17 protein-coding genes and 1 pseudogene are annotated in these 17,906 nt (G+C 67.1%); 4 read left to right on the forward strand and 14 right to left on the reverse strand.

The genetic code is table 11. The features are described from left to right. Positions 1-2 precede the first annotated feature (2 nt). Together CPH63_RS23585 and CPH63_RS22005 are read right to left on the reverse strand one after the other, a co-directional pair. Positions 3-164 (reverse strand): annotated as a pseudogene (locus CPH63_RS23585) (site-specific integrase); the annotation flags it as partial. 22 nt (positions 165-186) lie between these two features. Then, entirely contained in the window at positions 187-573 is a 387-nt protein-coding gene (locus tag CPH63_RS22005) for a hypothetical protein (protein WP_157749209.1), read from the reverse strand. A gap of 700 nt (positions 574-1,273) precedes the next feature. Between CPH63_RS22005 and CPH63_RS01810 the strand changes: the two genes are divergently transcribed. Beyond that, complete coding sequence (locus CPH63_RS01810) at positions 1,274-1,513, forward strand: hypothetical protein (RefSeq protein WP_096301307.1); 240 nt, start codon at positions 1,274-1,276, stop codon at positions 1,511-1,513. Positions 1,514-1,651: 138 nt separating this feature from the next. Here CPH63_RS01810 and CPH63_RS01815 read toward each other — a convergent pair whose 3' ends face one another. The 7 genes from CPH63_RS01815 to CPH63_RS01850 form a co-directional block, all read right to left on the reverse strand. Beyond that, on the reverse strand, positions 1,652-2,989 hold the full coding sequence (locus CPH63_RS01815; protein WP_096301308.1) for a DUF1501 domain-containing protein: 1,338 nt from the start codon (positions 2,987-2,989) through the stop codon (positions 1,652-1,654). Next, positions 2,976-4,727, reverse strand: coding sequence for a DUF1800 domain-containing protein (locus CPH63_RS01820; protein WP_157749210.1), 1,752 nt, complete (start codon positions 4,725-4,727; stop codon positions 2,976-2,978). Before CPH63_RS01820 ends, CPH63_RS01815 begins: the two co-directional genes overlap by 14 nt. Positions 4,728-4,876: 149 nt before the next feature. Then, a complete protein-coding gene (locus CPH63_RS01830) occupies positions 4,877-5,755 on the reverse strand; it encodes a hypothetical protein (protein WP_157749211.1) in 879 nt (292 codons plus the stop codon). Between the two features lie 33 nt (positions 5,756-5,788). Continuing rightward, a complete protein-coding gene (locus CPH63_RS01835) occupies positions 5,789-7,606 on the reverse strand; it encodes an FtsX-like permease family protein (RefSeq protein WP_096301311.1) in 1,818 nt (605 codons plus the stop codon). Then, positions 7,603-8,328 (reverse strand): ABC transporter ATP-binding protein, encoded by a 726-nt coding sequence (locus CPH63_RS01840; protein ID WP_096301312.1) that lies wholly within the window; start codon positions 8,326-8,328, stop codon positions 7,603-7,605. The genes CPH63_RS01835 and CPH63_RS01840 overlap by 4 nt, the downstream gene beginning before the upstream one ends. After that, positions 8,325-8,960: a PadR family transcriptional regulator gene (locus tag CPH63_RS01845; protein WP_096301313.1), complete on the reverse strand. Its 636-nt coding sequence runs from the start codon at positions 8,958-8,960 to the stop codon at positions 8,325-8,327. Before CPH63_RS01845 ends, CPH63_RS01840 begins: the two co-directional genes overlap by 4 nt. A 225-nt stretch (positions 8,961-9,185) precedes the next feature. Beyond that, positions 9,186-9,500, reverse strand: a complete 315-nt coding sequence (locus tag CPH63_RS01850; protein ID WP_157749212.1) for a hypothetical protein — start codon at positions 9,498-9,500, stop codon at positions 9,186-9,188. A gap of 158 nt (positions 9,501-9,658) precedes the next feature. On the opposite strand from CPH63_RS01850, the gene CPH63_RS01855 reads away from it, so the two are divergent. After that, entirely contained in the window at positions 9,659-10,087 is a 429-nt protein-coding gene (locus tag CPH63_RS01855; RefSeq protein WP_096301315.1) for a hypothetical protein, read from the forward strand. Positions 10,088-10,101: 14 nt separating this feature from the next. Here CPH63_RS01855 and CPH63_RS01860 read toward each other — a convergent pair whose 3' ends face one another. Both CPH63_RS01860 and CPH63_RS01865 read right to left on the reverse strand, forming a co-directional pair. Then, positions 10,102-10,395, reverse strand: a complete 294-nt coding sequence (locus tag CPH63_RS01860) for a hypothetical protein (RefSeq protein ID WP_197704521.1) — start codon at positions 10,393-10,395, stop codon at positions 10,102-10,104. Between the two features lie 25 nt (positions 10,396-10,420). After that, entirely contained in the window at positions 10,421-11,236 is an 816-nt protein-coding gene (locus tag CPH63_RS01865) for an ATP-binding protein (RefSeq protein ID WP_096301317.1), read from the reverse strand. A 96-nt stretch (positions 11,237-11,332) separates the two neighbouring features. Between CPH63_RS01865 and CPH63_RS01870 the strand changes: the two genes are divergently transcribed. Further along, the gene (locus CPH63_RS01870; protein WP_096301318.1) at positions 11,333-13,510 is read left to right on the forward strand and encodes a RecQ family ATP-dependent DNA helicase; all 2,178 of its coding nucleotides are present in this window, start codon (positions 11,333-11,335) and stop codon (positions 13,508-13,510) included. Between the two features lie 58 nt (positions 13,511-13,568). Here CPH63_RS01870 and CPH63_RS01875 read toward each other — a convergent pair whose 3' ends face one another. The 3 genes from CPH63_RS01875 to CPH63_RS01885 all read right to left on the reverse strand — a co-directional run bounded on the left by CPH63_RS01875 (position 13,569) and on the right by CPH63_RS01885 (position 15,430). Next, positions 13,569-13,865: a DUF2516 family protein gene (locus CPH63_RS01875; RefSeq protein ID WP_091353630.1), complete on the reverse strand. Its 297-nt coding sequence runs from the start codon at positions 13,863-13,865 to the stop codon at positions 13,569-13,571. A gap of 81 nt (positions 13,866-13,946) precedes the next feature. Continuing rightward, positions 13,947-14,900, reverse strand: a complete 954-nt coding sequence (locus tag CPH63_RS22680) for a hypothetical protein (protein WP_096301319.1) — start codon at positions 14,898-14,900, stop codon at positions 13,947-13,949. A 41-nt stretch (positions 14,901-14,941) separates the two neighbouring features. Next, entirely contained in the window at positions 14,942-15,430 is a 489-nt protein-coding gene (locus CPH63_RS01885) for a helix-turn-helix domain-containing protein (RefSeq protein ID WP_096301320.1), read from the reverse strand. A 224-nt stretch (positions 15,431-15,654) separates the two neighbouring features. On the opposite strand from CPH63_RS01885, the gene CPH63_RS01890 reads away from it, so the two are divergent. Then, a complete protein-coding gene (locus CPH63_RS01890) occupies positions 15,655-17,901 on the forward strand; it encodes an MMPL family transporter (protein ID WP_096301321.1) in 2,247 nt (748 codons plus the stop codon). Positions 17,902-17,906 lie beyond the last annotated feature (5 nt).

Below are 17,906 nucleotides of genomic sequence, written 5' to 3' on the forward strand. Positions count from 1 at the left end.
TCTCAAGGTCGATTCTGCTGAGGCGAATCATCCGATTCGTCCCCCGCAGGGCACCGAAGGGGCACAAGCGGATCCAGCGCAGCCGCAACCGCGTGCAAGTCGTCAGCGAAGAGCCCCGCGTACACATCCAGCGTCATCGCCGCCGACGTATGCCCCAGCATCTGCTGATGCCTGTCCCGTTTCGGGTCATGCTCGGTGTCGTCCAGCTTTCGTTTCGTCGACGCCGGCGCGCATCGGTTTGTTCCTGTGGTCTTCGGGCCACAGGAGTACCTGAACCGGAATCTTCCTCGTTGCGCGGTCGGTCTTCTCCTGCGAGATGCGACTGGCTTTTGCCGCGTACGCGATGCATATTCCTGCAACGAGCAGAAACACAACGACGGCCGCCGCCACGAGCAGCGCGCGCGGCAGCGTTGATTGACGAGAGGACAGGTGAATCAGGCCCAGTCCGCCGCCGGCCATGAAAGCGACAGGGAGCAGGAAGAACAGTCCGGCCAGGGCCGGCCGAGCGTAGGTGTCAGCAACATACTTCTCGCCTAGTAGCGCAATACGCGGCGGGATGCGCACCAGGCCCATGCCGCAAAGTGTGGCATGACGGCGGATCTTCGCGCACCGCCTGGGTGATCGGCCACCCAACATTTGCTTCGGGACGAAGAGGTAGTTGGCCGAGGCGTTGCCTTTTCGCCGATAAGTCGTGCGGACGCGGCTGGTACGGCATACTCCCCGCATGACATCCACGCGACGAGCGGACTGGTCTCGTTTTGTGGCGTGGTCGCGTCGCTACTTTCTGTTCGAGGACTGGACGTGGATGGATCCCGACGTGGCCCTTCGCACGAGAGCGACTTGGCCTCGTTGGCGACGGGCGGTTCGACCGACTGGTGCAGTCGCGTTCTGGACCGCGATCGCAATCGGGTACTCGACCCAAGCGACGTGGAGGACCGCGAATCTTCCGACCCGTGCGGTGCTCCTGACCCTGGCTGCCATAGCAGGAAGTAGCGTCGTCTTCGGAATTATCGACGGATTCGTTAGACGGCACGAAGACCGAAGCCGAGCGCGGCGCCGGACAAGAGTCGTCTCCAGTGGCGTGCGCGCGGCGGATGAATAGCGAGCAACGCGAAGAAGCCCAGGATGCCGTCCCGTCATCGTCATCGTCACTCTTCGGATGGTTTGCGACTCTCGGCATCGAAGGTGCTGCGCGTAAGGGTAACGGCGTCCATCAATCTGGCATCGGAGTCACCCCACCCACCCGAAATTTGGCCGCGGGAGAGGCTCACACATGAGTGACGACGTTGGCCAGCTGCCCCGCAAGGCCTCGCACCGGCGTGCGCTGGCCAACGCGATGACGAATGTCCGCTGCCCGACCTGCCACCACGCCCGCATGGACGCGGTCAGCGAGACGGTCGCGCTCTGCGGCTGCGGCGCGCAGGCCGACCTGTCCGTCCGCTACGAGACGAAGAAGACGACCAGCGGCGTGCGGGTGCTGGCCCGGATCGAGTCCGCGACGGCACGCCGCTGAGTCGACGCCGGCGGGCTCGGCTCGCCGCGTGCTTTTCACGCGAAATTGCCGATTTTCGCGCAGAAACCGGCAATTCCCAGCGAAAAGCTGGCGGACAAGACCGGTAGCAGGCAAACGAGACAGGCCGCCGCGAGCGCGTCAGGTTGTGCTGGCCAGCCCGATCGTCGACACCGAGTGGCCCGGGAAGACGCTGCTCAGCCCACCGACGCCCAACCGCTTCTGCGCCACCTCACCGAGCACGTCGAAGGCGTTGTTCAGCCCGGGCACGTCGCCCTGATCGAGCACCGACGACGACAGCGGGGTCCACTTGCCGTGCACCTGACCACCGACGATGCCGCCGCCGAGCAGCCACATCACGCTGCCGTGACCGTGGTCGGTTCCGCCGCTGGCGTTCATCGCCACCCGCCGGCCGAACTCAGTCATCACCACGACGGTGACCTTCTTGCGCAGCGTCGGGCCGAGGTCGGTCATGAATGCGGCCAGCGTCTTCGCCGCCGACGTGAGCGACAGATCCAGCTCGTAGGCCTCGTTGGTGTGGGTGTCCCAGCCGCCGACGTCGACCGTCGCAACCTGCAGCCCGACGTTGCCGCGGATCACCGTCGCCAGGTCGGCCATCGCCGCGCCGAAGTTTCCGGACGGGTAGACCGCGCCGTTCTTGGCCCCGGCCGCCGCCTTCAGTTTGGCCGCTGTCCCGAGCGCCGAGAAAGCCATCGGCACGTCGACCCCGAGCGGCCCGCTGATACCGCGGTAGAGCCCGGCCAGGGCGGTCTCCGACTGCGTCGCAATGCCATCCCAGCCGGGGAATGAGAAGTTCTTCAGGGCGCCGAGCCCCAGGGCGGTCTCCGGACCGGCCAGCGACGCCGGAACCGAACTGCCCTCGGCCACCGCGCGAAAGGTGGTGCCCGGACCGAGCAGGGTCAGCGTGCGGTCCAGCCAACCGGTGGAGGAGGTGGCCGAACCGCCCCGGTCCAGGGTCTGCTGGGCCTGGAAGTGGCTGCGAGTGACACCCTCGGCCGACACCGCCGGGACGAAGGCCAGCTCCTTGGACGTCCAGAACGGCAGCAGCGGAGCCATCACGCTGTTGAGCGCCCAGCCGGCGCTTCCCGGCAGCGGCAGCAGCTTGGCATCAGCCGGCACCAGCGACGAGCGGACGCTGCGCAGGTAGTCAACACCGAGCGACGAGCTGGCCGGCACCAGGATCCGCAGTCCGTCGGCGGCACCGCGGAGGAAGACGTTGATCACCGTGTTGCCGTTGCTGGTGGCAGCCTCGGCGAAGGAGACCCGGGTGGTGACGAGCTGTTCGGCCAGCGCCGCGACTGAGACCAGACCGACCCCGGCCAGGAACTTGCGCCGGGTGAAGCCCTTGTCCCACAGGGCCTCCAGCGCCCGCAGGTCCTCCTTGACGGTGGCCGCCTGGCACTGCAGGTCAGCCGCGACGTGGGCGGGGTTGATGTCTGCGGCGTCAGCGGAGTGCATGGTGAGGTCCGTCCAGGATCAGCGGGATGAGGTGGATGAGGTACCAGCGCAGGTTCGACTTGGCGATCGGGGTGGAGGCCGGTTCAGCCAGGAAGGTCTGCAGCACAGCCTTGTGCGCGGCGGAGAACGTCTGGTTCGTCAGTCGCTTGGTGAGCAGATCGATGGCGGCGCCGCTGGTGGCCGGCGAGCCGCCGTAGAGCGAGGCCGGAGTCAGCTTGTTGAAGCCGTCGTACCAGGCGCCGACGAATCCGCGGTGGTAGCCCCACAGGTCCAGCAGCGATCCCGACGAGCGCCAAGCGGCGGCGACGTCGGGGTAGCCATTCGGCGGAACCCAGTCGAGCGGGACGTTGCCGACCAGGTTGCACATCCAGTGCAGCGAGTTGAGCGCGGTGCTCAGCGTGCTGGGCGTCGTGCCGAGAATCCTCAGCGTGGCAACGAGATTCTCGGTCGGCCGCCGCACCTTAGCCCCCCGGCTCGACCAGAATTCGGTCGAGCAGAAGATGGTCTTGAGCGTCGGCAGGATCTGCGTGTCGTTGGCCAGGTAGGCGGCGGCGACGGCGTTCACCAGCGCTGTCGACGGGTTGTCGGAGACGTAGCGGATGCAGAGCTTCTGGGCCAGGTGAGCCGCCGTCGCCGGGTGATGGGCCAGGTAGGTCAAGTAGGCATCGCCGGCTGCTTCGCCGCCGGCGGCCGACGTGTTGGCATGCGTGAAGTCCATGACCTTGATCGCACCGGTCCAGTGGATCGTCGATTTGTACAGGTAGTTGTTGTCTTTGTCGACGGTGCGGCCGGTGAGAATGCGGGCCGAGTTGACCACGTCCGACTCGCTGTAGTTGCCGACACCGACGGTGTGCAGTTCGAGCAACTCCCGGCCGTAGTTCTCGTTGACGATCGTCTTGTTGGACTCGGCCAGGTTGAGGTACGTGAGCATCGCGCCGTTCTTGGCCGAGGCGAGCAGCATGTCGGTGAAGGATCCGAACGCATACTTGCGCACCACGTCACGGTCCATGGTGTGCCGGCTGATCCACACCGAGTCGGAGTGGTTGGCGACGTTCAGATGATTGGCGAAGAAGTCGACCACGGTCTCGTAGAGCTGGGCCTTGCTCCAGACCTGCAGGCCGAGGGTGACCTTGCTCAGCTGGTCCATCAGGTTCCAGCCGTACTCGTTGCCGTTGCTCTTCAGCCAGGCCCGAACCTGGGTCGGATTCAGTCCGAGCAGCGTGCCCTGCGCCTGTACCGCGCCGTTACCGGCGTAGCCGGACGCGCTCTTCCCGAGGGCCACCTGGCTGCTCCACCAGGCGTCGGCCCCGGTCGCGGTGACCGTGTTGCGGGAGGCCAGGTCCGGGCCGAAGGCGAAGCGTGAGAGCAGGTGCGAGGCCGGATCCCAGACCAGCGGCGCCACCGCGGTCTTCTGGGCACCGGCGATGGCAGCAGCGGCGGTCGGGTAGACCTTCAGCGGCACCGGGGTCGCCGCGGCCTTGGCGTCGGCTGCCTTCTTCGCCGCCGCGGCCTTGTCGGCGGCGGCCTTGGCTGCCGCGGCTTTGGCAGCTGCTGCTTTCTTGGCGGCTGCAGCCTTGGCGGCGGCGGCCTTTGCTGCGGCAGCTTTCTTCGCCGCGGCCTGCGCGGCGGCCTTCTTCGCGGCAGCTTTCTTGGCGGCGGCCTTCTTGGCCGCGGCCTTCTTCGCGGCGGCTCGTCTCGCGGCTGCGGTCGTGCGGGTCGATGAGATCAGGCCAGGCATGAGTGGCGGTCACGCTTCCTTCCATGGAATGCACCCGTGAGTCCCCGTTGGTTCCCCGACCGCCAAGCGCATCCTGCGCAGCGACAGTCGTTACCTTCCCTAGTCGGCCGACGTCATCCGATCTTTAGCCACTCACCCGCCCCGGCGCTTCAGAGCGAGACGCGCTCGGACGGTAGCCGGGACCGCCCGAAGGCTCCGGCCACCAGCGCGGCGATAACCGGAATGCCGATCACCGCCAGGGTTACCGGCAGCCAGGGCACCACCAGACGCAGCTGCGGAGAGGGCGACGTCACTGCCGTATAGAAGTCAGCCGAGCCGGTCGGCGTCGGGTGACCAGCTGAACGAACCCAGGCCACTGCGGTGACGAGTCCGGCCACCGCGCCCAGCAGCGAACCGATACCGGCGATCACCCCGGCGCGCGCCATCGAGAGCACCCGCCGAGTCCGCGGACTCGCACCGATGGCCGCCAGGGTGAACAGGTCGGGCTTACTGTCCACGTTCGCCAGCGCAGTCGAGATGAGCGCAGCCCCGACCGCGAGCACCGCGGCCACCCCAACCAACGCGTAGACCAGCCAGGCGTCCGAATTCTGGAATCCGTCCTCTACCTGCAGATCGAGCCCATCAGCCTGATTGGCCAGTGCGCCCCGCGCCGCCTGCACCTCGTGGTCGGTGGCCGGGCGTGTCATCGAGGCGAGCACTCCGTACGGGATCGCGTTGATTCCCAGGGACTTGGCCATTGACGGCGGAAGCACAATATAGGACGGGTCAAACCGGGGCGTGACGGCGATCGCGGACAACTGCTTCCTATGAGTCTTCTGTTCCCCGAGGATCTGGCCCGATTGCGCGACCATCGTCGCGGTGTCAATTTCCAGCTGCGCCTTCCCGTCATGCAACAGACGCGGGCTCGTCACGACGGCTTGACCGGCGGCGAGCGCGCGTACGGCGTCCGGGTAGTCACCACCGAAGAGTGTGTCTACCCCTGAGCCGTCGTCGATGAGCACCTTGGGAAAAGACGTCGGCCCGTTCACGGCGCCACCCGGATCGTCCGGGCCCAGCGAAAACTACAGGACGGAGCACTGGGTCGCGGTCGGGGCACCGACGCTGGGGCAGCTCATATCCGGTTGAAGCACCGTCATCACTTGCCGGACGGGCAGGGTCGAGCGCAGCGTGGCGGCGATGGTCGTCGGATCGATCTGCACCTCCTTAGCGTCCGTTGCCGAGTACGCCGAGGCGTACGTGAACACGTCGTGCAGCGGGAGCCCAGCTGTATAGCTGCGACGGTTCTGGTCCTCGGTGCTGACTACGCCGATCGTCACCGCGATTGCGCCGATCATCGACGCCATCACGGCGGCCACTGCCGGCGCGGCCGACGAGCGGTTCCGCCCGGCGTCGCGTAGAGCGATCCGGGGCGACAGCGGAAGCCGACGGCCGAGCCCGGCGATGACCGCCAGCATCGCCGGCGTACAGCAGATCAGACCGAGCTCGGCCAGGCCCACCCCACTGAGGATTGCCACCGGCCCGGCCTCGGTCGAGGTGAAGCCGCCGAGCGCCAGAGCGGCTCCCAACCCGGCCAGCGCGCAGCCCAGGATCACGCTCCACTTCGAGGTGTGCAGTGCACCCCGGCGGCCGGCCAGGGTGGCGACGACGTCAGTCCGGGCCGCCGCCCGAGCGGGAAAGACAGCCGCCAGCAGCGCCGTCAACACGGCTAGAAGGGCCAACCCGGCCAGCTCATCCGGGCGAAGGTCGAAGTGACCCGGAACCCGGGACGGCAGGCCGGCGAACAATCGCAGCGCCAGCCTGCTCAATGTCACGGCCACCACCAAAGACACCACACCGGCGACCGCTCCAAGAACGATCCCGTTGGATAGAACGACATTTCGCAGCTGGCCCCGGCGTCCGCCGTTCGCCGCGATGAGGGCCAGGTCGCGTCGCTGCCGTCGGGCACCGACGGCGAACGCCGGGCCGGCCAGCAGTACCACCTCCAGCAGCGCGAGGCCGACGACGAGCGCGGCCGTTGTCGGCACGGTCCGGTCAGTGGAGGAGTCCTGAATGAGCGGGACCTGCGACTTCGGGGGCGGGTTCAGATAGACCTCGCGGGATAGCACCGCAAAACCCAACTTGTTCAGGGCCAGCACGTCGCTCCACGTCACCGGTGTCGGCGAGGCGACGAGCCAACTCGTCGGAGGGATGCGGCCCATTGAATGCGGCATCGCCGACGCGACAGCATCCGGAAGCAGATAGGCGGCTTCGGCGTGATTTGCCGTGGTGTCCTCCACGATCCCGACGACACTGAATGATTTGGCGAGGCCGGTGAGGACCATCTGCTCGCCGAGGTGCAGCCCGGTCGACTTGGCCAGCGCGACGGTGAGCGCCACTTCAGAGTCGCCGCGCGGTGCTCGTCCGCTCACCTGCCGGACGAGTCCGCGGGCCATCGGATCGGCATAGTCCATGCCGTTCACCAACGCGGTTTTGATCCCCGCGGCCGTTTTGATCTCGAGCGTGCCGGTCGTCGTCGCGATGAGCCGGCGCCCCGGGAGGTGCTGGACGAGAGTCGGGGTCTGGTCCACGAACGGCTGGCCGCCGGCCAATTGCGGGGATGACGAGACGGCGGGACTTTCGACTTCGAACCCGCTCAGCCAAGCCTGTGGACCCTGCATCACACGCCCGTCCGACCATTGGATCGCCGCTTGCGCTGAGCCGAGCTCCCGGGCAATCTTCTCAGTCGGATCTAGCTGATAGGTGCGATAGGCGATGTCGGCCATGCTCAGTGCCAGCACTGGAAGTCCGATAAGCGTCACCACCAGGGCGGTCCTCCGCTTGGAACGGGAGGCCTCCCTTCGCGCGATCCGCAGGGTGGCGCGCCAAGAGGCGACGCTCATGAACGCTCTTCGGCGAGCAACGACTCGACGCTCGGTAGCGCCGGGGTCTCATCGACGGCGATCCCGTCACGCAGAAAGACCACGCGATCGGCCCACCCGGCCAGCCGCGCGTCGTGGGTCACCAACACCCCGGCCGCTCCGGCGTCACAGCGCGCCCGGAGCAGCCGCAGCACGTCCTCACCGGTATGTGAGTCCAGCGCCCCGGTCGGTTCGTCGGCGAGAATGAGCCGTCTTTCACCCACAATTGCCCGGGCGATGGCTACTCGCTGCTGCTGCCCGCCGGACATGTCATCCGGGAATCGATCGGCCAGTTCAGCCAGGCCAACCTCACGCAGCGCGGCGACCGCCTCACGTCGGGAGCGGCGCGTCGACACCCCGTCCAACTCGCGGGGCAGCATCACATTCTCGGCCGCGGTCAGCGAAGGGATGAGGTTGAGGCTCTGAAAGACGTACCCGATCGAGCGCCGGCGCAGCGAAGCCAGCGACGACCGGCTGAGCCCGGCCAGCACCTCCCCCTCTACGATCACCTCGCCAGACGTGGGGGAATCGAGTCCACCGCAGAGGTTCAGCAGCGTCGATTTCCCCGAGCCGGACGGCCCCATCACCGCCACCAGTTCGCCGGCGAAGATGCTCAGGCTCACATCGTGCAGCGCCTTGACGACCGCATCTCCGTGACCGTGCACCCGACTCGCCGAGCGCAGCTCCAAGACCGGCGCGCTCATCGACGACCACCCTTCCGGGCCGTCGATGAGACCTGTGTCCTGGCCGACTCGCCCGGATGGGATGCCTTCGCCGCATCATTCTGCGGTCCACTCGAGGCCGCGCTCCCGGCGGAGTGACGCAGCAGCGTCGCCTCGCAGTGATCCAGCCAGCGGACCTCGGCTTCGGCCGCAAAAATAAGGGACTCAGCCACCAGCAGCCAAGAGAGGTCACCTCCGGCCGCCTCCCGCGAACGGGTGTACTCCTGTAGCGCCCGAATCGTCGAGATGCGCTGGGTCTGGATCACTGAGCGGACGTCCATACCCGGGATCCGCACGGCCAGCGCAAGCTTGATCGCCAACTCATCCCGCGGCGGCGCCTGATGGCGAACCGGGGTGGCGAACCAGTGCTGCACTTCGACCCGACCGCGGTCGGTTATTGCATAGATTCGCTGGGGATCGTCCGTATCCGACTCTGAGGAAGGCTCTGACGTCTCGACCAGCCCGTCCCGCTCAAGGCGCTGCAGGGTCGTGTAAACCTGCCCGACATTGAGCGGCCAAGTCGATGCGGTGCTCGACTCGAACTCCTGGCGAAGCTGGTAGCCGTACATCGGCTGCCGCTCGAGCAGTGTGAGCAGGGCGTAGCGAACTGACATGTTCCCCCTCCCAAGGATTTCGCACGAGAGTTCCGGACGAAGGGTCGCCCCGCGTGCATACTGAGTATGCATACCGAGTATGCGGTTCGCAAGACCCTACCGCTGACCAAGTTGCCTGCGACGTGGTCAGCGGGCGGCGAGAGTTGGCTCGGTGGAGGCCGCAGCGTCGCGCGCGGTACGGCCCCCACCGCAGTCTGGGGTGGTCTACTCCGGCTTCCGGAGCAGCTAGGGAGCGACCAGTCTGGTCTGGCCCGGTGCCACGCCGAAGCGGGCGAGGCTCACACAGGCGTTCCAACGTTCAGGGTCGAGGGCACAGAGGTCGACGTTGCGCTCCGGGCCGATGAGCTCGGCGGTGACGTCATAGCCGTTCGCGTGGCGCGAGATCTGCAGCCCGTCGCCACCGAAGTTCTGCACGCAGTGCCGCGCGATGAGCAGTAGCCGTAATTCGATATCGACGATCCGCTCGGCGGTGTCCAGCAGCTGCCGGTTCCGCGCACGACGAGCGAAGTAGTCCAGTGACCGGGGTACCCGGATCGCCATGCCCATCACGTCTCCTCACTGCCGTGACCGTGCCGCGCTACCTCTGGAAGCGGGCCTCAGATCTTTTATCGGCAGAGCATTCGGAGAGATAAGGGGATACGCCACAGCTGGCGATGACGCAGCGCAGAAACGTCGGTACCCGCAGTTAAGGTAGGGACATGAACGCGCTGTGGGGGGTGATCGTCGGGAGCCTCCTCACGGTGATGGGCCAGGGTGCGGCGGAGCTGGTCAAGGCCAGGGTCGCCACCAAGGGACGCGAGGAGGGGCGGGACCGAATCCGGCGCCGCTTCCACCTCGACGCGCTGGAGGAGCTCGAAGGCGCCGCCCTGCGGCTGCACGACGTGCTCATCGAGTATCAGTCGGTCGATGTCCCGGACGAGCTACTCGAGAAGGCGTTACGTGAATCGATGAGTGTCTTCGACGCCTGTGTACCGCGGGTCGAGTCGGACCTGGTGCGCAGCAAGATGCACATCTGGAAGAACACCGCAGTGCGCTGGGTGAATGACGACGACTCGGCGGCGGCCGAACAGCGCGCCTGGCAGGCGGCACTCACCGCCTGCGGCGAGGGGATGCGGGCGGAGCTCTGAGCTAGAACTCCGGACTAGAAACGGTCGACGACCAGGCGACGCGATACGGAGTGGGTCTTGGCGGCCTGCTCCAGGAAGAGCGCGAAATCATCGGAGACATTGATGACGTTCAGCGTCTCGGCCTTACGGTCGAGCAGCAGGATCTTCACCAGCTCGTCCGCGAAGGACTCGGTTCCGGCCAGCAGTTGGCGCGCGTCGATGGTGACGGAGGCATCACTGAGATCATCAGGTAGGTGCCCGGCGTCGACCAGCGCAGCCGCCCGGCGACGTCCACCACTGAGCTGCGGAAGTTCCAGCATTGCTGTCATTGGCTCTACTGACATCATCAACCCCCTACTCTCTGGCTATTCTAGCCTGCACGACGGTTCCGTGAAATGAAGCGACGTGTCGCTTGAGCTTCGGCACTATGCGCCCGCCGCGGAAGACTCCGCTGGCCCGCCCGCTCCACAGCTGCAGGCGCCCGCCGCGGTGGGTCCGCCGCACCAGCCCGTTCAGCCCCACCCCGCGCCCCCACTCTCCGGTCGAGGTGACATGCCGTCGCACGGCCAGCGCGATGGCGTGCCCGTCATCGCGGACGCTGGTGGCCCGCTGCAGGGCCTCCCGCAGCCCGCAACCCGCGTCAGAGACCGCGAAGATCACCTCGGCTGAGCGCTCGAACTGCTGCAGCGCGAGATATCCACCGGACTCACCACTGTGCTCCAGCACGTTGTTGGCCAGTTCGGAGACGGAGTTGTAGAGCTCGCGGGCCGTCGCCGGCTCGTCGGCGGCGAAGATGCGGAAGACCTGTTCGGCCAGCAGATCGGCGGCCTCCGCGTCCGCGCCGAACCGCTGCAGTTCGAAGAGCCGGTCACCGAGGTCGTTACGGCGCACGGCGGGGAGCCGGTGGGCGACCCCGAAGCCGTCGAATAGGTCGGCCACTCCCATCCGATGCAGGTAATGGGCGCAGCTCGCATCCAGCGGGGCGAGAAACTTCACGTCGACACCGGCCCGTACCGCGTCGTCGGTGAGCGCAGCCAGCGCAACCAACCCGAACGGATCGACGAAACGCGCCTGCCTCAGGTCGAGGAGCAACCCCGGGCCAGACGGGCGCAGATGCTGATCGAAGTCGACGTCGGTGAGGCAGCCGCCCGCACCCACCACCACATCCATCACGCCGCCAGCTCCATCACAGCTATACCCTCCCATCCACCTACGACAGAAAGGCCGCCAGCGGCAACTGTCGGTACGAACTGCTAGACAGAGCAGATGACGACGAGCACCACCGACCCACCGGCCACGGCCGGTGCCCCGCGCGAGAGCGCCGACGGACTGCGGGTGCGTGCCGAGGGTGTCCTGCGCGCGCTCGCGGGCGACTCGGCCGTCCTGCGCGACGACCAGTGGACGGCCATCGAGGCGCTGGTCCGCCACCGCCGGCGGGCACTGGTCGTGCAGCGCACCGGCTGGGGTAAGTCGGCCGTCTACTTCGTCGCCACGGCGCTGCTGCGCGCGGAGGGGGCGGGGCCGACGGTGATCGTGTCGCCGCTACTCGCGCTGATGCGCAACCAGATCGCGGCCGCCGAGCGGGCCGGCATCCGTGCGGCCACCATCAACTCAACGAACCTCGAGGATTGGGACCAGACCTACGAGGCGGTCCGACGGGGCGAGGTGGACGTCCTGCTGCTCTCCCCCGAACGGCTCAACAACCCGGATTTCCGGGACAATGTGATGCCCCAGCTGGCCACCTCCTGCGGACTGCTGGTGGTTGACGAGGCGCACTGCATCAGCGACTGGGGGCATGACTTCCGCCCTGACTTCCGGCGGCTGCGCACCCTGCTGCCCGAGCTACCGCCGGCGATCCCGGTGCTGGCCACCACGGCCACCGCTAACTCACGGGTGGTGGCCGACATCGCCGACGTCCTCGGTCTCGGCGAGGAGAGCCCGGACGTGCTGGTGCTACGGGGCAGTCTCGATCGCGAGTCGCTACACCTCGGGGTGCTTCAACTGCCCTCGACGCCGCACCGGTTGGCCTGGCTGGCCGAGCACCTGGACGAGCTCCCCGGCTCGGGGATCATCTACACGCTCACCGTGGCCGGCAGCGAGGAGGTGGCTGACTACCTTCGCGAACGCGGATTCCCCGTCGCCGCCTACTCGGGCAAGACGGAGCAGGGCGAAAGGCTGGAGGCCGAGGAGAACCTGATCGGCAATCGGGTGAAGGCCCTGGTCGCCACCTCAGCCCTCGGGATGGGCTTCGACAAACCTGATCTCGGGTTCGTCATCCATTTCGGAGCGCCGAACTCGCCGATCGCCTACTACCAGCAGGTCGGGCGAGCCGGTCGCGGCGTCGACAACGCGCAGGTGATCCTGCTGCCCGGCAGCGAGGACCGGGCAATCTGGGAGTACTTCGCCTCGGTCGGCTTCCCGCGCGAAGCGCAGGTACGCACGGTGCTCGAGACGCTGGCCGAGAACGGTGGCGCGATGAGCACGGCGGCCCTGGAGACTCGCGTCGACCTCTCCCGGTCCCGGCTGGAGACGATGCTCAAGGTGCTCGACGTGGACGGGGCGGTGCGGCGCGTCAAGGGCGGCTGGAGCGCGACCGGCCAGGTCTGGGCCTACGACGAAGAGCGCTACGCGAAGGTCAGCGCAGTGCGGCGGGACGAGCAGCAGGCGATGCTCGACTACATCGCGACGAGCGACTGCCGGCTGCAGTTCCTGCGCCACCAGCTAGACGACGAGTCGGCGACCCGCTGTGGACGCTGCGACAACTGCGGCGGCCTCACGCTCTCGGCCGAGGTAAGCGAAGCGGGCACCCAGAAGGCGAACGAGACGCTCTCCCGGCCCGGCGTGCCCATCGAACCTCGGCGGATGTGGCCCTCGGCGATGCCGACGCTCGGTATCGACCTGAAGGGAAAGATCCCAGCCGCCGAGGTGAGTGAGACCGGGCGGGCGGTCGCGCGGTACACCGACCTCGGACTCGGCCAGCGCGTCCGGGCGCTGCTGCGCGAGCCCGCGAGCGGCGAGCCGGCCGCCACCGAGGTGCCGGCCGATGTGGTGAGTGCCTGCGTGCAGGTGCTGTCGGCCTGGGACTGGTCCGAGCGCCCGCAGGCGGTGGTGCACATCGGATCGCACCGCCGATCGCAGCTGATCGCCGATCTGGCCGGCCAGCTGAGCAGAATCGGACGGCTGACCCAGCTCGGGGGCGTCGCTCATCTAGGTGAGTCGGCGACCGGCCGCTCGAACAGCGCCCAGCGGCTGAGGGCCGTCTGCGGCGCATACCAACTCAGCGAGGAGCTAGTCGATCAGCTCGCAGGCCCGCTCAACGGGGCGCCGCTACTGCTGGTGGATGACTTCACCGACACTGGCTGGACGATCACGGTCGTCACCCGGCTGCTGCGCCGGGCCGGGGCGGGAGCGGTGTATCCGCTGGTACTCGGCAGCGTCAGCTGATCGGCTTAGCTAAGCCGGCAAAAGCGCGACCAGCGCCGATGACCGGCCTGCTGGCGGCTTACCAGCGCTTCCCGCCGGTGATCTCCTTGATCGCCGGTCGCACGTCAGCCAGGTATACGGAGGCGGCGACGGCCGCGATCATCGCGATGATGTTGACCGCGGAGCCGACGAGCACCGTCAGGGCCGCCGCCACGATGAGGATCGCCAGCCAGCTCGGCTTGGTGAGCCGATCAACCGCGGGGAAGGCTGCTGCCTTACGGCTGGCACAGTCAGCAATGGCCCACGCTTGCAGCGCGAGAAGACCGATCCAGAGGACGCGGTCTAGCCAGAGCTGGATGTTGTACACGATCAGCATCGCTCCAGCGTAGCGATAAACAACTGCCCCGCATGGCGTAGGAGCCGTGCGGGGCAGTCTGGGAATCGCTGGCGGGCGGTGTTAGCCCTCCGGGGTAGCCGGAACAGCCTTGGCCGGAGCCTTCTTAGCCGGTGCCTTCTTCGCCGGTGTGACCTTTGCGGTGGCCTTCGGAGTCGTCTTGGCCGCAGTCTTCGCCGGAGCGCTCTTCTTGGCCGCCGGGGTCGTCTTCGTCGCGGTCGCCTTGGCCGGAGTGGCCTTGGCCGGGGTCGGGGTCGTCGGGGTCGTCGGGACGGCCTTCACCGGCGCCGGCGGCACGACCTCGTCACTGCGGCCGGTGAACGCGAGCACCGGGGTGATGACTTTCTCGGTCACGGTCCCGAGGAGGCTCACGGCCAGCGCCTGGCCGGCGTCGATCAGCTTCGCGACGTGTGGCTCCTGCTGCACGTCGGCCAGGATCTTCTCGGCCTGTGCGCTGATCTTGCCGGTGAACGAAGCGCCGAAGGCCTTCACCTGGTCGACGTACGGCTCGACCGTTGCCGACGCGGTGGCGGCCAGCGCCTTGGCCTGGTCGACATACGGCTCGGCGGTCGTCGTGGCCGTGGCGGCCAGCGCCTTGGACTGCTCCTTGGCCCGATCAACGTAGGGCTCGACGGTTCCGGTGGCAGTGGCGGCCAGCGCCTTGGCCTGCTCCTTCGCCTGGCCGACGTAGGGCTCAACGGTGGTCGAGGCGGTCGAGACCACGGTCGGCAGCGGCGTCGCCGCGATCAGCGACTCGCCCTTGGTGCGGGCATCGGCCAGTGCACCATTCGCCTTTCCGACGTAGCCCAGCGCCTCCCCCTGAGCCTTTCCGGCTGCCCCAACGATGCGGGACTGCGTGGTCTGGGCCGTCTGCGTGGCCGACCCGGCGTAGCTCTTCGCCGTGCTGGTGGCCGAGTCGGCGTAGGTCTTCGCGGTCTGGGTAGCGGCGTCGGCGTACGTCTTGGCCGTCTGGGCCGCGGCGTCGGCGTAGGCCTTCAGATCAGTAGCGATGGACATGTAGCTCTCCTCAATTCGGTGTGGCTGGTCGGTACGTACGGTTACGCGCTGGCCTTTTCGGCTGCGCCGTCAGGAAATCCGTGGTGCGGCAAATCGGTGTCGGGCGCTGCGGTGGTCTGTGCTGGGCGCCCGTCGGGCTCATCGTCGAGCGGCGCGTGCGCTGTGTTTGCGGCGTTCTCGCGTCGGAACGACTCGTAGATCTCCACGAGAACCTGCTTCTGACGCTCGGTCAGCCCCTCGTCGGCCAGCAGCGCGGCGACGATCTCAGGGTCGCCGTAGCGGGCCTCGAGAATGCCGGCCCGGACGTAGAGCTGCTCGGCCGAGATTCGAAGACCCTTGGCGATCTGCTGCAGAATCTCCGCGCTCGGCTTGCGCAGGCCTCGTTCGATCTGAGACAGGTACGGGTTCGAGACCCCGGTCAGACGGGCGAGCTGCCGCATGGACACCTGCGCGAGCTCGCGCTGCTCACGGATGAAGTCACCGATGGCGACTCCCCGCTTCGCCTGTTCGCGCAGGCCGTCGACGTTCATGACCCCATTGTGCTTGCAGGGTGCTAACTCTTGCAAGCGCTGCGCTAGGGTATAGGTCACAGGCGCGTCACCCTCTGTAAAAATGAGGTGCACACCTGATGAGAAGCTGAGAATAATGAAAGCGGCGAAACACGCCAGGTAGAGGCTTCAGTCGCGCTGCTAGTTTTACTCCCGCCATACCCCCCAGTCGCAGAGAACGCCGAAAGAATCTCGGAGAACAACAGATGGATAAGCTCGCCCGTTTCGCGGTAAGCAAGCGGTGGTGGATCGTCGTGGCCTGGGTCGGGCTCATCGTGGTGTTGCAGGCGCTCGCCTCAGCCGCCGGCGGATCTGACTTCAAGAACGATTTCAAACTCCCCCACACGGAGACTGCGACCGTCTCCAATCTGCTGGCCAAGGCAAACCTCGGCACCCAGAACGGCGCGAGCGGCACCGTCGTGCTGCACGCCAAGAGCGGCAAGGTCAGCGACTTCGAGTCGGCCGTGCAGCCCGCACTGCAGAAGCTCTGCACTGAGGACTACGGCGTAGCCACCATCGTCTCCCCCTTCGGCTCGATCAACTGCGCGGCGCCGACGACGGCCAGCACGCCACCGACCGCCGTCGACAAGGCGCGCGAAGCGGCGCTGACCAGCCAGGACGGAACCATCGGCCTGGTCAACATCACCTGGACTTCGCAGGATCCCGACCCGAAGAAGGTCAGCGCCCTCGCCGACGAGCTGACGAAGCTGGAGACGGCGAATCCGCAGCTGCAGGTGGAGTTCACCGGCAACGCCTTCCAGGCGCTCTCCTTCGCCAAGGCCAGTTTCCTGCCTGAGCTCGTCGGCTTCGCGGCGGCCCTCATCATCTTGGCGATCGTCTTCCGCACCGTCGGCGCGACCGTGCTACCGCTGGCCAGCGCCGTCGCCGCCCTCGGCAGCGGAACCGCGATCACCAGCCTGCTCACCCATTCGATGGCCGTGGCCGACTTCGCTACCCAGCTGCAGACGCTGATGGTGCTTGGTGTCGGCATCGACTACGCCTTATTCATCGTGACCCGACATCGACGCAACCTGACCCGCGGCATGTCGGTCGAGGATTCCATCGCCGCCTCGATCAACACCTCGGGCCGGGCTGTGCTCTTCGCCGGCACCACCGTCTGCATCGCCATCCTCGGCCTGCTGCTGCTCGGTGTCAGCTTCCTCTACGGAGTCGCGCTGGCCACCGCGATCGGTGTCGCGCTCACCATGATCGCGTCGCTCACCCTGCTGCCGGCCCTGCTCGGATTCCTCGGGCTCAAGGTGCTGCCGCGCAAGGCTCGACAGGCGGTGCGGGACGGCAACTTCCAGGAGGGGCCGCACGAGGGCTTCTGGCACCGCTGGTCGGGCATCGTCGAGCGCAACCCGCTCAAACTCGGTCTGGCCGCCTTCGTCCTGATGGCGGTGCTGGCCATTCCGTTCTTCTCGATGCAGCTGGGCAACTCCGACCAGGGCAGCGACCCGGCCGGCTCGACCACCCGCGTCGGCTATGACCTCATCGCGCAGGGCTTCGGCCCGGGATACAACTCCGTGCTGGAATTGGTGGTCAGCGGCCCCGACGCCGACAACCCGGCGTATCTGGCCAAGGTCACCACCACCCTCAAGACTCAGCCCTATGTCGCGCCAGCCAGCGTGCAGACCGTCCCGCTGGGATCTGACATCGCACTGATCAGCTTCAAGACAACCACGTCGCCGCAGGACGTGAAGACGACCGATCTGGTGAAGCATCTGCGTAGCGAGGTGCTGCCACCGCTCTACGAGGGCACCGACAACCATATCTACGTCTACGGGATCACTGCGATCTTCGTGGACTTCGCGAAGGTACTGGCCTCGAAGATGCCGCTCTTCTTCGCCGCGGTCATCGGGTTGTCGTTCCTGCTGCTGATGGTCGCCTTCCGCAGCCTCGTCGTGCCACTCACCGCGGCGGCGATGAACCTGCTGGCCGCAGCAGCCTCCTTCGGTATCGTCGTGGCGATCTTCCAGTGGGGATGGTTCTCCGACGCTCTGGCCGTGGGCAAGGGCGGTCCAATCGAACCCTTCCTACCGGTGATGTTCTTCGCCATCCTCTTCGGATTGTCCATGGACTATCAGGTGTTCCTGGTCAGTCGGATGCATGAGGAGTGGGTACACACCAAGGACAACCGGCGGGCCATCTCCGTCGGCCAGGCCGAGACCGGCGGCATCATCACCGCCGCCGCACTCATCATGATGGCCGTCTTCGGTGGCTTCATCCTGGGCGATGGCCGCATCATCAAGCTCTTCGGCTTCGGTCTGGCCTCAGCGGTCTTCCTCGATGCCTTCGTGCTGCGGACGGTGCTGGTGCCGTCGCTGATGCACATGCTGGGTCGCTCGAACTGGTACTTCCCGAAGTGGCTGGACCGGATCGTCCCGCAGCTTTCGGTGGAGCCGCCGGAGGAGCCGGTCACCGATTCCGAGAAGGAGCCGGTGTCGGTCTAACCGCC

It is taken from the genome of Jatrophihabitans sp. GAS493 (genome assembly GCF_900230215.1).
Lineage (GTDB): Bacteria > Actinomycetota > Actinomycetes > Mycobacteriales > Jatrophihabitantaceae > MT45.

Excerpts from the sequence above, each read along its gene's own strand:
- CPH63_RS01835 (WP_096301311.1), bottom strand. The coding sequence starts at position 7,606 with ATGAGCGTCGCCTCTTGGCGCGCCACCCTGCGGATCGCGCGAAGGGAG.
- CPH63_RS01870 (WP_096301318.1), top strand. The coding sequence starts at position 11,333 with ATGACGACGAGCACCACCGACCCACCGGCCACGGCCGGTGCCCCGCGC.
- CPH63_RS01885 (WP_096301320.1), bottom strand. The coding sequence starts at position 15,430 with ATGAACGTCGACGGCCTGCGCGAACAGGCGAAGCGGGGAGTCGCCATC.
- CPH63_RS01855 (WP_096301315.1), top strand. The coding sequence starts at position 9,659 with ATGAACGCGCTGTGGGGGGTGATCGTCGGGAGCCTCCTCACGGTGATG.
- CPH63_RS01840 (WP_096301312.1), bottom strand. The coding sequence starts at position 8,328 with ATGAGCGCGCCGGTCTTGGAGCTGCGCTCGGCGAGTCGGGTGCACGGT.
- CPH63_RS01820 (WP_157749210.1), bottom strand. The coding sequence starts at position 4,727 with ATGCCTGGCCTGATCTCATCGACCCGCACGACCGCAGCCGCGAGACGA.
- CPH63_RS22005 (WP_157749209.1), bottom strand. The coding sequence starts at position 573 with ATGGGCCTGGTGCGCATCCCGCCGCGTATTGCGCTACTAGGCGAGAAG.
- CPH63_RS01875 (WP_091353630.1), bottom strand. The coding sequence starts at position 13,865 with ATGCTGATCGTGTACAACATCCAGCTCTGGCTAGACCGCGTCCTCTGG.
- CPH63_RS01865 (WP_096301317.1), bottom strand. The coding sequence starts at position 11,236 with ATGGATGTGGTGGTGGGTGCGGGCGGCTGCCTCACCGACGTCGACTTC.
- CPH63_RS01860 (WP_197704521.1), bottom strand. The coding sequence starts at position 10,395 with ATGACAGCAATGCTGGAACTTCCGCAGCTCAGTGGTGGACGTCGCCGG.
- CPH63_RS01890 (WP_096301321.1), top strand. The coding sequence starts at position 15,655 with ATGGATAAGCTCGCCCGTTTCGCGGTAAGCAAGCGGTGGTGGATCGTC.
- CPH63_RS01850 (WP_157749212.1), bottom strand. The coding sequence starts at position 9,500 with ATGGCGATCCGGGTACCCCGGTCACTGGACTACTTCGCTCGTCGTGCG.
- CPH63_RS22680 (WP_096301319.1), bottom strand. The coding sequence starts at position 14,900 with ATGTCCATCGCTACTGATCTGAAGGCCTACGCCGACGCCGCGGCCCAG.
- CPH63_RS01845 (WP_096301313.1), bottom strand. The coding sequence starts at position 8,960 with ATGTCAGTTCGCTACGCCCTGCTCACACTGCTCGAGCGGCAGCCGATG.
- CPH63_RS01815 (WP_096301308.1), bottom strand. The coding sequence starts at position 2,989 with ATGCACTCCGCTGACGCCGCAGACATCAACCCCGCCCACGTCGCGGCT.
- CPH63_RS01810 (WP_096301307.1), top strand. The coding sequence starts at position 1,274 with ATGAGTGACGACGTTGGCCAGCTGCCCCGCAAGGCCTCGCACCGGCGT.